This is a genomic window from Bradyrhizobium sp. AZCC 2289 (assembly GCF_036924615.1).
In the GTDB taxonomy this organism is placed as follows: Bacteria; Pseudomonadota; Alphaproteobacteria; order Rhizobiales; family Xanthobacteraceae; genus Bradyrhizobium.
Map to the genome: position 1 here is coordinate 8,493,117 of NZ_JAZHRY010000001.1, position 13,408 is coordinate 8,506,524.

Annotated in this window: 8 protein-coding genes and 1 pseudogene; 2 read left to right on the forward strand and 7 right to left on the reverse strand. The window is 60.7% G+C overall.

All coding sequences use genetic code 11. The features are described 5' to 3' along the window. Positions 1-7 precede the first annotated feature (7 nt). The 3 genes from V1289_RS39870 to V1289_RS39880 are packed head-to-tail and all read right to left on the reverse strand — an operon-like array spanning position 8 to position 5,338. Entirely contained in the window at positions 8-895 is an 888-nt protein-coding gene (locus V1289_RS39870; RefSeq protein WP_334404578.1) for a hypothetical protein, read from the reverse strand. After that, on the reverse strand, positions 888-2,819 hold the full coding sequence (locus tag V1289_RS39875; RefSeq protein ID WP_334404580.1) for a GMC family oxidoreductase: 1,932 nt from the start codon (positions 2,817-2,819) through the stop codon (positions 888-890). Before V1289_RS39875 ends, V1289_RS39870 begins: the two co-directional genes overlap by 8 nt. Positions 2,820-2,821: 2 nt before the next feature. After that, entirely contained in the window at positions 2,822-5,338 is a 2,517-nt protein-coding gene (locus V1289_RS39880) for a hypothetical protein (protein ID WP_334404581.1), read from the reverse strand. A 458-nt stretch (positions 5,339-5,796) separates the two neighbouring features. Here V1289_RS39880 and V1289_RS39885 point away from each other — a divergent pair, with 458 nt between their 5' ends. Further along, positions 5,797-7,014 (forward strand): catalase family protein, encoded by a 1,218-nt coding sequence (locus V1289_RS39885; protein ID WP_334404582.1) that lies wholly within the window; start codon positions 5,797-5,799, stop codon positions 7,012-7,014. Here V1289_RS39885 and V1289_RS39890 read toward each other — a convergent pair. The 3 genes from V1289_RS39890 to V1289_RS39900 are packed head-to-tail and all read right to left on the reverse strand — an operon-like array spanning position 6,982 to position 10,319. Continuing rightward, on the reverse strand, positions 6,982-8,547 hold the full coding sequence (locus V1289_RS39890; RefSeq protein ID WP_334404583.1) for a Dyp-type peroxidase: 1,566 nt from the start codon (positions 8,545-8,547) through the stop codon (positions 6,982-6,984). The two genes, V1289_RS39885 and V1289_RS39890, sit on opposite strands and share 33 nt — an antisense overlap. A 17-nt stretch (positions 8,548-8,564) precedes the next feature. Beyond that, positions 8,565-9,866, reverse strand: coding sequence for a hypothetical protein (locus tag V1289_RS39895; RefSeq protein WP_334404584.1), 1,302 nt, complete (start codon positions 9,864-9,866; stop codon positions 8,565-8,567). Between the two features lie 15 nt (positions 9,867-9,881). Further along, positions 9,882-10,319 (reverse strand): hypothetical protein, encoded by a 438-nt coding sequence (locus V1289_RS39900; RefSeq protein WP_334404585.1) that lies wholly within the window; start codon positions 10,317-10,319, stop codon positions 9,882-9,884. A 395-nt stretch (positions 10,320-10,714) separates the two neighbouring features. On the opposite strand from V1289_RS39900, the gene V1289_RS39905 reads away from it, so the two are divergent. Next, positions 10,715-12,475 (forward strand): IS1634 family transposase, encoded by a 1,761-nt coding sequence (locus tag V1289_RS39905; protein ID WP_334395305.1) that lies wholly within the window; start codon positions 10,715-10,717, stop codon positions 12,473-12,475. A 79-nt stretch (positions 12,476-12,554) separates the two neighbouring features. Here the strand turns inward: V1289_RS39905 and V1289_RS39910 are convergent. Continuing rightward, a pseudogene (locus V1289_RS39910) lies at positions 12,555-12,963 on the reverse strand (SUMF1/EgtB/PvdO family nonheme iron enzyme); the annotation flags it as partial. Positions 12,964-13,408 lie beyond the last annotated feature (445 nt).

Here is a 13,408-nt window from a genome sequence, read left to right on the forward strand (position 1 = left end):
GGCGCCGTCAGTTCGCCGATAGCTGGTGGTATTCCTTGCCCGCAGCAAGCAGCAACGCCGTGGTGTGGACCACCCAATCCACGCGCGATTTCTTCCAGGTCTGCCACCCATCCGGAAGCTGCTTTTGCACAAACATGCCATGGACCCGATCGAGCGCAAGCGCCGGTTCGCCCTCTATTTCCTTGGTGTTGGGATCATGGGTCAGGAACGCGAAGAGAAGGCCGAACTCGCCGGCAGAACCGACCAGATTGTTCTCTCCCATCAGCCTTGTAAGTTTCTGTTCCAATAGTCGGTGATCGTCGTTGGCGTCGGAGCTTGAACCGAGCAGTTTCGAGGCCAGGGCCGTGGAAATGGCCCCGACGACGCCTGCCAGATCACGAGCCATCAACTCAGCGACGTTTGCGCTCGCCACCTTCGAGTTCGGATCCCGTTTCAGATTCTGTGCGATGAATTTGCCAACATCCGACCGTTTCAGGAAGTTGTCGGTGGCAAGCTTCGCGAGCCGATCGAAATCCGCCTGGCTTAGTCGTCCGGAGCCCAATGTCGTGGGGTTTCCCTGCAGGATGCCGCTGTGTCCGGGGTGGGAACCCTGCGAGCCCGGCAGTTCGAGCGAGAACAGGCCGGCCGGCACTGGCGTGTCGAGCGCGCTTCCCGAACTATTGCGCATCAAGGCATGATTGCCGGCGGCAAAAAACGCCAGCAGGTCGCCGAGGTCGCCGCCGCCTTCGTTGCCCAACCGCCTGACATCCTCGATGTTGGCTAGCGGATTGTCGGGTGCGCCCCTGACGCTGAGCAATTCCTGATGGACCAGGCTGCCTAGAAACGGGCAGGTGACCTTGGTCTCCACCATCAGGTCGCGGACCCGTGGATCGAGTGCCAATGGACTTTCAAGCATGGATACCTCCGCTGCTTTGGCCTGCCGCTGGCATGGTCGAATGCCCACGCGTCGTCTTCGCGGCCTCAAGGATTGCTTCGGCGGCCTTTTCGCCGATCATGTAGACGGCGCAGGCGATGAAAAACCCGGGGATGCGCGGAAAGACGGAAGCATCGACGACGCGAATACCGCTCGTTCCGTGCACGCGAAAGTCGCTGGAGAGGACGCCGCCGGCGTCTCGATTACCAATCGCGCAGGTGCCGCACGCGTGGTGTCCCCAGGCGTGGTCGCGGACGAATTGCCGCAACTGCTCATCGTCTTGGAGGTCTGCGCCAGGCGTTTCCTCGCCATGAATCAGTCCGCTGGCTTGCAGCGCGGCCGACATTTTCCGGACGCGGCGAATACCTTCCACGACCGCGGCGAGATCGTCGCCGTCTTTATCGGTCCCTTCCTCGAAGTAGCGAAAATCGATCTGCGGCGGATCGCGCGGATCGCTCGATTTCAGCGACACCGTGCCGCCGCGATTATGGGTATGGGCCTTCAAGAGTGCGAAGGTGAGATCGTCATGGCTGTTGCGGATGAGGTCGGAATAGCCGGGAAAATAACCCGAAAAGCGCGTTAGCAGCGCCATCACGAACAAATCCGGGTTTGCCTGGACCGGGCTCGAACGCAAGGCGAAAGCGATCGCCGCGCCGTTGGAAATATACATGCCGCGGCCAGCCAGCCAGTCGCGGTAGACGGGATCATCGGCGGCGAAGCGAGCATCCCGCAAGCAACTCCACGGACGCGAGGTCTTGTGAACAAGGCCGATCTCGTAACGGTCTTGCAGATTTCGACCGACGCCCTCCAGTGGGACCTCGACATCGATACCCAATGCGGCGAGGGACGGCGGCGGACCGATGCCCGATAGCATCAGCAGTTGCGGGGTATTGAAGGAACCGCCGGCGAGGATGACTTCGCGCATGACGCTGACGCGCCTTGGCACGCCGGGTTCGCCGCTGGTGTTCGGTGAGGCGCGATAGAGGGCCTTGCCTTTGAGAAATTCCACGCCGATGGCGCGTTTGTCGGCATCAAGCAGGATTTTGGTCGCAAGCGCGTCGAACTCGACGGCCAATCCGTGTTTATGTACGGCGGACAAGACGCGTTCGCGCGCGCCGCGCCGTCGCCCGGTGGATGTCGATAACGGAATTTCGCAAAGGCCCTCGGCCAGCAACTCTTGCAAGCGTTGATCGTTGGGATCGCTCTCGCCGATCAGGAAGCGCGCCAACCGCAGGCAGATATGGCGCAGCCAGGCAACTACCGTGGTTCGCTGGTCTGGTTTGAGGTCAGCGCGGATCGTGTCCCTGATCGTTCGCATCAGCGCTCGATCGCCGAATGCCTTCCGCGGCAGCGGGATTTCGGCGTCGAGCCAGCCCTTCCACCCGTGTCCTGTCGGGTTGAAGCGATCGCCGGTCAGCCAGGAGAGGAAACGCCAGAGCGGGCGATGCCGGCAATTCTCGAGCAGATGAAAATAGCGCCGCATGTTGTCCGCGCTCCAGGATCGGTCACCGGTCAGCGCGGCGATTTGGTCCCAATCCGAATCGTGCGGGTACATGAAGATCATGGCGTTGTGCGCGGTGCAGCCGCCGAGCGCTGAGGCCCGCGGGTAGAGCACCCCGGCCGGCGGATTCGCGCGCGGCAGGCGGCGGGAGGCGTCTTCGCCAAAATCGTGTACCAGAAAATTCCACGCCATCGCCGGGTTTTCCGAGGCGAAGGGATGAAAGGCGGGAACCTGGTACTGGCTCGGAAGCTCCGGGGCGCGGCTGGGCTGATCGCAGGGGTCGCTGCCTGCTTCGAGCAGCAGGACCCTCATTCCCGCTTCGGCGAGGCGTGCGGCGACCGTGCCGCCTCCGGCCCCGGAGCCGACCACGACGTAGTCGTAGTCGTCGTTTGACGCGGGGTTCATTGTCAGAACGTCTTGATAAATTCGATCAGAGCCTGTTTGTCCTCGTCGCTGAGCGGCGGTTCGGCTCCAAATGCTTTTTCGTCGTCGCTCAATCCACTGGTGTCGTTGAATTTCGCCGTGCCGAAATAGTGGCCACGGTTGACGACGAAATCCGGACATTTGCTCAATTTGAGCAATGGCTCTCGAAGATTGGCGCCCCAGGCGAGCAGTTTTGCGTCATCGGCTGAAAGATCGAGACTCGGCCAATTTTCGAGGAATTTCCCGATAAGTCGACCGAAGTTGGCGACATGGGCAATTCGTTCTGCAGCCGTCGCGCGATCCAGATCGGGCAGGGGCTGGTAACTGGCCGCCAGACTGATGGGAAATCCCCTCGGTATCGGGCCGAGTTTGAACGCGCCATCGCGATCGAAAAGGCGCCCGAACGGTTCTGCCGGAAGGCTGTCGACGAGACTCTTCAATTCGACCGGGATGCTTCGCTTGGGAACGTTGATCGCGCTTCTCTCGGTGGTGCGAACGATATATCCGTCAAAGTTTTCCTCGTGGTCGCGCGTTTCCGGCCACAGCAACTGCTTTATCGAGGCGTCGAAAACCTTCATGCGCCCCTCGACCGACGGATCGTCGGAAAACGGCCCGCGCGGTCCGAGCCGGTTGTTGAGCAGGAATGGCGCGGTCGACCAGATGCTGACCAGCGAAGGCACCCGCGTAAAACCGCGTCCGGCGCCGGCCATCGGGTATTGCCAGCGCTCTGCGGTGAAGGGATCCTGCACCGTGATTTTTCCGACCGAGGGAAGGGTCTTGTAGGTCGAGGAAGAGAAGTTGTCCCAGATGTTGCCGCGGATGGCATTGGTCGCCAGCGGGCTGCAGGCATTGGTTCGCAACAACGTCACCGGGATGCGGGCTTCGGTGGATAGATAATTGCCGTCGAGGAAGTCGGGCCGGGCCACGATCGCGCGCATCTTGGCCTTGAACTTGTCGGTCTTAGTATAGCTCCAATAGCGGTTCCAGCAGGTCAGGTAACCGGGTCCCGAGCAACCGCCCGGCGCCATTTTGGCGCGCGCTTCGTCGGGCAATTTGCTCGAATGGCAACGGGCGCAGGTTTCGGCAAACACCGTCTTGCCGCGCTCCAGGACGGCTCTGTCGGTTGTCAAATGTTGGCTTCCTCCGGGCGCATCCGCCAATCGGTCCGGCCGCCCGGCCTTGAGCAGGAACTTCGCCATGTTCAGCGTGCCAATCTCGGTGGCCCGCCAATAGGCAGAGCCGCTCTCCGCGGTCTCGATCTCGATCGGCGTGATGCTCTTGCCGCCAAAGAACGGATTGAAATGCTTCATCCACTCTTCGCTGTAGAGACCGATGTTGAGATAGACGCGGTTGAGCGCGCCGAGCACGCCAACGGAGTCGGAGCCGTCCTTCAGCACGCGCGGCGACCAGGACGTGTTCGGATCGTCAAAATAGGGCGGCAACTGCTTGTTGTTGAGCTCGCCACCCTTCAGTGTTTCCTTGCCCCAGAGGCTGGATTCGGTCAGCCGCTGCTCCAGCAGATAGACCGCGTTCATCGTGCGCGGGTTGTTGATGTAGTCGGTCGACACCAGCGACGTATCCATCGTGCCCGGCGGGTAGGAATGCATCAGCTGATACAGAAACTCCTTGGTGTCGCCGGAGTAAACGAACACCCGGTCCATCCAGAGATACTGGCTGCCCACGGTCGAATTGAGATTGGCCCATTGCGGATTGGAGGGGTCCGCCGGCGGGTGGATGGGACTTGGGCCGACATGGCAGAAGCCGCAGGCCATACCGACGCGATAGGGCCGGACGAGGTCGGGATTCTTGTAATAATTTTCGTCGGTGTAGTACTTCTCCGGATCCCACTTGTCCTTTGCCGCCTGGTCAAAGTCCGGATTCGGGAACAGCCGCAAGCCGACGATGCCCGTCGCATAACCGAAATACGAGCCGACCGGCAGCTTTGAGCCGTCGGTGAAGGTCGCGCCGCGCGCGCCGATCTTTACGCCGGGATAGGCCTTCTCGTCCTCGAATGGCTCCGCCGGACAGTCCTTGCGGCGCGCATCGAGCCATAGACCGAAGCGGTTCGGATCGGGCGCCGTAGGCTTTTCGAAGCAGGGTTCGTTGAGCGCGCCCAGCCAGTGCCAGCGCGAATCGCGATCGCAATGCTTTCCGTCGCAATAAGTTTGGCTTGGGTGCGATGTGACAATCTTCAGGAGGTCGAATGTCGCCATGCTGTTTCGCGTGACTTTGTCCCAGAACCGGTCATTGCCGCCGGTCCAGAGCAGCCACATGTTACGCCCCTGGATCTCTTCAGGAGACATGGCCACGCCATTGTCCATGTCGTGAAAATGGTCCTCCTTTGCCTGCGGAAAACTCGCTGGGGTACGCCCGGCGCGCTGCGCCTCGTCCGGTGTGGCGGGGGGCGCGGCTTGCGTGCCGGGTACCCAAAGTATCAAGGCGGCCGCCGCGACAATTCCCATGAGTCCAGCGGTACGAGCGCGCAAATGGATTGCTTGCATGATCGCTTCCTCGCTTCCGAAATCCGCCGGCAGCGCATATGGGGGCGTCAAGCCGACGCTCACCGGACAGCAATTCAAAGCCCAAAGGCGGCACTGCCTCGCCTCGCACCTTGCATCTTTGCGCCATTTATCGAAACGCGCAATATTAAAGCGAGCTTCCTTAGGTTGTGGCAGTTTTGATCCTCTTCGGGTGCGACGAGGAGGCTGATTTTCCTGCCGATTCCTCCGAAGTGCGACCAAATTCAAGTGTTTACGGAACACGAACGAGAAAAACCCGACCTCAGACCGGTTGCGTCGCGGCGCGTAGAATTTTGTGTTTCGCGTCGGTCCGTGGCAATGTCGACTGAAAGCTACGGTTGAAGCGTTTCTTCGCGTATTGTTTTGCGGGCGTCCGCGAGTCCGAAAGTTTACGACGATTGGCGGTACTCAAGGCGGCGTCTGCTGGGGAGAGACTGGCGATGCTTCTCAGGTTCCTGCACCGTATCATCGATATCCTGCTGCATTTCGAGCGACGGTTCGAACAGCCTTTTCTGCGGCCAGCGTTTAACTATTTGCTGCGCGAACCGATCGCGCGGCTCCTCACAGCACTGATCAATCTCATGCGAAGCCGCGAGGACGTCGCGCTGGCTGAGGAGACGCCGCAGCCGGGCGAGGATCAGGATGTCCAGACCATGATCGACGAGATGCGGCGTCATCTGGTGATCGATTTCCCGCCCGGCGGCTTCGAGCGCGCCGGCAACACCAAGACCCATGGCCTCGTGCGCGGCGAATTGACCATTGCCGACAATCTGCCGGAAGCCTTCCGGCATGGCCTGTTTGCGATGCCAAAGACCTACCGGTGCTGGGTCCGTTTTTCCGGTCCCGGCCCGCATATCGAACCGGATATCGACGACGTCGGGTTTGTCAGCATCAGCGTCAAAGTGATGGGCGTTGAGGGCGACAAGCTGTGGAAAGACGAAACGCACACGCAGGACTTCACGGCGGTTTGCACGCCGACGTTCGTGACGCCTGACATCAAGGCCAATGCACGGCTGCAATATTGGAGCCGCCGCCATCTACCGGCGTTCTATTTTATGGATTTTCGCGGGACCCATCTGCTGGACATGGCAATGCAAGGCCTTTGGAACGAGACCCAGACCAACCCGCTCGGCGCCACCTTTTACAGCTGCGTTCCCTATCTCATGGGACCGCACCAGGCGATGCAATACAGCTTCAGGTCCAAGACCAATGTCCACCGCAGGATCCCGCGGCTGCCGCTGCGTCCACCCGACAATTATTTGCGTGACAACATGATCAGCACCCTCAAGGAGATGGACGTCGAATTTGAGATGCGCGTTCAGCTGCAGACCGACGCCTTTTTGATGCCGATCGAAAACAACGCCGTGCTTTGGCCCGAGCGCCTGTCTCCGCGCGTACCGGTGGCAACTTTACGAATCCCGCGACAGGAATTCGACAGCCCCGCGCAATTCGCCTTCACCCGCAATCTGAAGTTCAATCCATGGCATTGTCTGCCGGAGCATCGTCCGCTCGGCAACCAGAGCCGGGCGCGTAAGCGGATGTATGACGAACTGGCAACGTTTCGTCAGAAGATGAATGGCGCAATCCACATCGAGCCGAACGGCGACGAACGGTTCGACGGCGGGTCAATCGCTGGCGATCCACCTCAGGGCAGCTAGGCCCGGCAGGAAGAAATAGGCGCCGCCGCGCACGCGGACGAATTGCGGAAGCCCGCTAGCATGCCGGCAGTGAGGGGGAGCGCCGGGCCGGGTAAACCCATCGGTGGGCTGCGGCTCGGCGATCGGGCCGGTCGGAAACGGCTCGCGGTTGCCGAGCAACGGGTCCTGCTCTCCCGTGAGTGCGGCAAATTTCGCGCTGGCGATCCAGGCGCCCTGAACGAATTCGAATTGCCGCGCGATGTTGGCGTTGAGGCAAAGGAAGTGGATGCCGGTCTCGGTCGCGGGATCGTGCCCCAGGTCGCGATCTGGCTTCGTGCCATATTCCCGGCCGCGCCGCAGGATACGGTGAAAGCGGGCCGAAGCCACCGCATCATCCTCGGATCGAATAAAAGGCCACACCGTCGTATTGCGCCGCCAGGGAAGCGTGGACGAAGTCGGGCGGCGGTCGCGGCGCGTGGTTAGCCCCAGCATGGTCAGCAAACTGTCGAGCGGCCCCTTCCTGCCGCCGGGCATATCGCCGGTACGCGGATTGGCGCGACGAATATGCGCGCCGACTGGGCAGCTCAGTCCATCCGGATCGGTATCGAACAGAAAGCCGTTGAGACCGGAGTTGCGCTCGTCGACGCCGGGAATCGACCGGCCGACGGGGAGGTCGGGGAGGGGACTGCCGTCAAGCTTGCGCCCGACCATCGACTCGGCCTGCTGCTCTTTTGTTATTCCGGAACGCGCGGCCTCGTTGGCGACCCATCGCCAGAAGCCTGCGACATCCTGGGCGAGCTGACGATAGACCAGGTAGCTGCCATTCAGGCCAACGTCCCCACGATCCGTCAAATCTTTCGGCAAGATGTCGACATTTTTTTCGCTTGCTGCGAGTAGCGGGCGGTCTGTCAGCAGGCCATATTCGTTTCGATAGCCGAGGAGAAGTTCGCCCAGCGCCAGCAGATTGGTGTAGTCCTGATCGGCCTTGGTGCCGGGGATCCGAGGGCGATCCCAGTCGAATGTAGGCTGCGAAATTCCGTCGCGGAATCCGAACGGCTCCGTGTTGTCCATGTCGCTGTCCGAAAGGATATCAATCTTGGACAGTCCGGCGGCAAGCGCCTGATCCAGCATCCTGTCGGTGAACGCTTCGATCTGTTCCACGCTCGAAAACAGCATCAGCAGGATGTGCGGTTCCTTCTCGCCGACGCCCCAACACCAGTTCGTCGGCGCATTTGCCCCGGTGTCGCCCAATCGCCGAGAGCGATTGTCATTGTTTGCCATGCCGTCGACGAACTCGGGCGCAAATTGCTGCAGGATCGTGTCTTTGATGCCCAGTGCCCTTAAGCCTTCCGCCGTAAAGGCCATCTGGCTGATTTCAGGAGGGAGCTCTTTCAGAGACATTTTCGCAAGGCTCGTCGGGGTAAGGCCGCGCAGCCATTGACGCGCGGCACTGGGCTCGACAGCGCGCAACAGCATGTATCTTGCGCTCTTGTACGAGCCGAAGGCGGTTCGGGCGATCGCCTGGATGTCGGTTGCGTCGATCTCACGTCGCATGTTGGTTTCTCGCGCCGTCATATTTCGGCCAGCCATCGGCGTATTTCGTCGTAGCTCATCGCCGCTTTTTCGAACCCGTTGCGGATGCGGCTGTTGCGGGCGAGATCGTGGGCGGTCAGCCCAGGATAGGCCTTGTACCAGACGTCCGTGGGAATCTGATGGCGGCGCTGGAAGTGCTTGAATTCCTGCTCCAGCCATGCCCCGCGGGCGAGGAGCCAGTTGGTAGTGGGATAGCCGATGCCGCTCGAGAACGAGAGGTTCAGCCCAAAGCCGGCTTTGTTGATGAAGTCGTCCATATAGGCTTCATGACCGCCGTCGTAATTGCTGCAGAAGAAGGCGCGGCGGCCCTGGTCCAGAAACACCCAATGGGCGAAATGTATCGTGCCGATGCGCGCGAGCGATCCGCGCGTGAAAATGTGGCGAGCCACCCAATTGATTCCGTAAAGGATCGCCTTCTCGGTCCTGAGACGAAACCATCCCGGCTTGATGGAGCCCATCGCGGTGTACTGGTTGGTTACATCATGATCCTCGCTCTTGCGAAGCTCTGCGACCCAGTCGGCGTCGTAAGGTTGTTTGACGAATTTGTCCGTTTGTTCATGCCTGCGCAATGCGACGGCAAACAGCACCGAGCCGATGCCCAGCAGCACGATCGTGATGATTGGAAACAATGCGAGGCAGACCAACGCGACCACGAACGGAAGCAACAGATGCGCCAAGTTACGAATGCGCCAGGAGAGGGGCGTCGGAGGCGCCGGCTTCAGCGGCTCGGGCAACATAATCGACTGCCGCAAGCGGACGAGAATCTTCTGAGGCTCACTCTCCTCGATCTCCGATAGCGCAGCGCGCAACAGATCGTGCAACCGCGCCTCTTCCCGCACCTGACCGACGCTGCGTCCGACCCAATTGACGTAGGAAGCTGCAGGCTTTACCCGGCGCGCGCGGAGCCAGCCGAGCAGGTCGGTGGTTTGGCCAAACTCCTCGCAATGACCGACGATTGTCCGCAATCCGTCCGGCCTTTGTGCCATGCGCGCCAACAGCTCATCCGCCGAGCCGTCGCAATCCACCATGAAGCAGAGGTAGAACGGCTCCCTACTTGGAAGCTGCGGATAATCGGCACGATCGTTCAACGTGTTGTCCGCGAGCACGACGAACCGCGCAAAGTGGATCTCGTCGAAGTCGCGAAACCGCACCAGCGGGTTGTCGGGATCCGCCATGCCCGTGCGGTCGGCGAAGGTCATGGTCTTGAGCAGCGATCTCAGCTTGTCGAGCTGAACAGGATCGATCTTTGTGACGATGATAAAACTGTCTTGCGGGATCATGCCGCCAATCCGGCTTTAGGTCCTGAAGTCGAGCGAAAAATCGATCAACCGGGCTTTGTCCCAGTAAACCTTGCCGAGATAGAACCCGGGTTCGATCATGCGAATTTCGTCGCGAATGTGCGACGCGACCAGCGATGTCTCCGAATAATCGAGAACGATGCATTCCTTGCCGTCGAGCAAGCTGGGCGCCTTGTAGACGCGAGCGATGATAGCCTTCAGGCCGAACGCCAGGATGTGGTTTCGCAGCAACCCGTCCTTGGCGTCGAACACCTTGCCTTGCCAGGCGAAGATGTTGATGAACTCGGCGATCGCGCCGCTGAACGACGTGCCGGGCGCAATGATCGCGGTACCCTTGGCTTCGCCGTCGGGGATCGGCCCGGCGTCACGTGCGCTGAATAGCGCGTCGAGCTGTTGTTGCGACATTTGGAGTAGCTGCTTTGCATCTAAAGCCATTGGCCTCTCCCTTGGTCATGCCCGAAATCCATTTGATGTGCGATTGCAGGCGCGGATATGCCGGCCCCTTATCCGATAACCGCATTCGCGGTCGGTGAACCCGTACATGCAGATCGAGATACCACTTGAATCGAGCCGTGAACGGTCTCGGCGTGCCCGATCGAGTGTGAACTGGTTCGCATTGAGAACACCGCTTGGCGCTCGCGCACAGGACGTTGCGGCATGGTTCTAACCGGAAAAATTGTACAGCAAAACTGACGTTGCGCTAGTCCGAAGTTTGCTCGTGTCGTCAGGAGAGACTTGAGTCAGTGCAGTGGGTTAGGGTGGGAATGATCCTGTGATTGTGTCCATGTAAGGGGATTCCCAAATCGGCGAGGATATGATTCGATTCGGGCATGTTCATCGAGATGGTGCCCAATCGAGACTCTCCGCCTGCGGTGTTGCTGCGGGAGAGTTATCGCGACGAGCAAGGCCGTTCGCAGAAGCGGACGTTGGCCAATCTCAGCAAGCTGCCGCGTGATATGATCGATACGTTGAAGGCGGTGCTGAAGGGCGGAACGGTCATCGGCACTGGTCCGCAGGAACTGGAAGTCGAGCGCTCATTGCCGCACGGCCATGTTGCGGCGGCGCTTGGAATGATCCGCAAGATTGGCCTCGACCGGTTGATTCTGGGTGCGGCGAAGGATCCGGCCTCGCGACGCTGCTGCGATCTCGTTGTCGCCATGGTGGTTGATCGGTTGATTGCGCCACGATCGAAGCTGGGCTTTGTCCGCGCGATCGATGAGGAGACGGCGGTATCGAGTCTGGGCGCGGTCTTGCACCTTGGCCGGGTCAAGGAGCGGGAGGCCTATGAGGCGCTGGATTGGCTGCTCGAACGTCAGGGCCGCGTCGAAAATGGCTTGGCGCGGCGGCATCTCGAAGACGGCGTGCTGGTCCTCTATGACGTCAGCTCATCTTACTTCGAGGGCCGCTGCTGCCCGCTGGCGCGCTATGGCCACAGCCGGGATCACCGCAAGGACCGGCCGCAAATTGTCTATGGGCTGCTCTGCACACGCGAGGGACTGCCGATCGCCGTGGAGGTGTTCGACGGCAACACCGCGGATCCCTCAACCTTGAGCGCGCAGATCGAGAAGGTGAAGGATCGCTTCAGGATCAGTCGTCTGGTGCTGGTCGGAGATCGCGGCATGATCACCTCGGCCCGCATTCGCGACGAACTTAGGCCCGCGAATCTCGATTGGATCACCTGCCTGCGTGCACCGGCGGTGCAGGCGCTGGCCGCGGAAAATGGGCCGTTACAGCTGTCGTTGTTCGATGATCGCGATCTCGCCGAAATCAGCGCGCCGGACATGTTCCCAGGCGAACGGCTGATCGCGTGCCGCAATCACGACCTCGCCGCCGAACGGGCGCGCAAGCGTGAGGACTTGTTAGCAGTGACTGAACGCGAACTGGCCCGGATCGAAGCCAAGGTCCGGCGCAGGAACGCTCCCTTGCGTGACGCTGCCGAAATAGGTCTGGCGGTCGGCGCGGTTCTTAACAAAAGAAAGATGGCCAAGCACTTCGTCGTTACGATCCGCGATGGTCATCTCTCCTGGCATAGACGGCTCGATCAGATCGAGGCAGAGGCGCGCCTCGACGGCATCTATGTGATCCGAACCAGCATGCCTGCCGAGCATCTGAATGCCGCAGAAGCAGTTCAGGCCTACAAGGATCTCTCGCACGTCGAACGGGCATTCCGATCCCTGAAGAGCGTCGATCTGGAAATCCGGCCGATCCGTCATTGGACCGCGGACAGGGTGCGGGCTCATGTCTTCCTGTGCATGCTCGCCTACCATGTCGAGTGGCTCCTACGGGAGGCCCTAGCGCCGCTGTTGTTCCACGACACCGATCTGGCAGCAGCCAAAGCGGAGCGAACTTCTCCAGTTGCGGCCACCGCACCGTCAGACGTCGTCAAGGTCAAGAAGACAACCAGGCGATCGGCAGACGGTCAGCGCGTCATGAGCTTCGGTGACCTCATTGCGCATCTCGGAACACTCGCTCGCAACACCATGCACGTGCCCGCGCGCCCCAAGCACCGCTTTACCCTTCACTCCAAACCAACCGCCCTCCAGGAGGCGGCCTTCGATCTGCTCGGGCTCAATCCCGTTCGTGTCCAGTAACCGAGTAGCCTCGCGGACGAATGATCAAACCGCATCAGATACTTATGCGATTCATGGGTGAAAACTTCGGGCTAGTTGCTTACTTCGGGGAGAAGGGAGAAATTAAATTGCCCTGGCTTGGACGTGGATCTGACCGGCTGGAGCTGTTCGCGCAGCTTTCGGGCAAAGCCGATATTGCCGAAGCCTTCGGCTCACGAACCAGCCGGAACCCGAGATTGCGCGGCGGCAGGCCGGTGTCACAGCCACCGGCGCGGGCGTCGCGGATGAAGTCGGTGACGTAGGCGCGGTGCTGCCCTTCGGCGACCCGTACGCCGCAATTAGGATTTTTCGACAGCACACTGCCGGCATTGTCCAGCGCGGTCCGGATGAAGCACGTATCTGGTCCATTCCCAGACGTTGCCGCCGAGGTCGAGCAACCCGTTCTCGCTAGCGCCGAAGCTGCCGAAGGCATGGGTTTGCGGATCTTCCGGGCCGCGATCGGACTCGCGCACGGATTTGCGCGGCCGTCGATCCATCGCATTACGGACCGTTGCTGCTTCTTGCCGCCTTCGCGTGGGCTGCGGCCTTCCTCGGTTTCTCAATCGCTTTCAGCCGGTTGCTCACCGGCCGGAGCTAACGATTGGGTCAGGGCTGTTGGCCCGCTCCGTCGATCGCCGGCGCTTGGGGCAGTATTGCTCGTAATGCCGGGGCGGTGGTGCCGGCGTGGAGATCGTGCTTGCACCGGCCCTTTTACCGGCGTGCGGTACAGACATGCGCTGTGTTTGGTCGTTCCCGGGTCCTTTCAATATGATCCGGGCAGATCGGGTCTGCTGTTTCAGGCCGCACGGATGGGCGATCTACATTGTGATTGCGACCCGCATCCATGGGAGTATCCTCTTGCTCGCGAGCCAATTGAGGCCGCTGCCGATCGCGGGGTCCCCGACAGAAATTGGT

What these genes read in the sequence shown, in the direction of transcription:
- V1289_RS39870 (WP_334404578.1), bottom strand. Translation starts at nt 895, where the DNA reads ATGCTTGAAAGTCCATTGGCACTCGATCCACGGGTCCGCGACCTGATG.
- V1289_RS39890 (WP_334404583.1), bottom strand. Translation starts at nt 8,547, where the DNA reads ATGCGACGTGAGATCGACGCAACCGACATCCAGGCGATCGCCCGAACC.
- V1289_RS39880 (WP_334404581.1), bottom strand. Translation starts at nt 5,338, where the DNA reads ATGCAAGCAATCCATTTGCGCGCTCGTACCGCTGGACTCATGGGAATT.
- V1289_RS39875 (WP_334404580.1), bottom strand. Translation starts at nt 2,819, where the DNA reads ATGAACCCCGCGTCAAACGACGACTACGACTACGTCGTGGTCGGCTCC.
- V1289_RS39885 (WP_334404582.1), top strand. Translation starts at nt 5,797, where the DNA reads ATGCTTCTCAGGTTCCTGCACCGTATCATCGATATCCTGCTGCATTTC.
- V1289_RS39905 (WP_334395305.1), top strand. Translation starts at nt 10,715, where the DNA reads ATGTTCATCGAGATGGTGCCCAATCGAGACTCTCCGCCTGCGGTGTTG.
- V1289_RS39895 (WP_334404584.1), bottom strand. Translation starts at nt 9,866, where the DNA reads ATGATCCCGCAAGACAGTTTTATCATCGTCACAAAGATCGATCCTGTT.
- V1289_RS39900 (WP_334404585.1), bottom strand. Translation starts at nt 10,319, where the DNA reads ATGGCTTTAGATGCAAAGCAGCTACTCCAAATGTCGCAACAACAGCTC.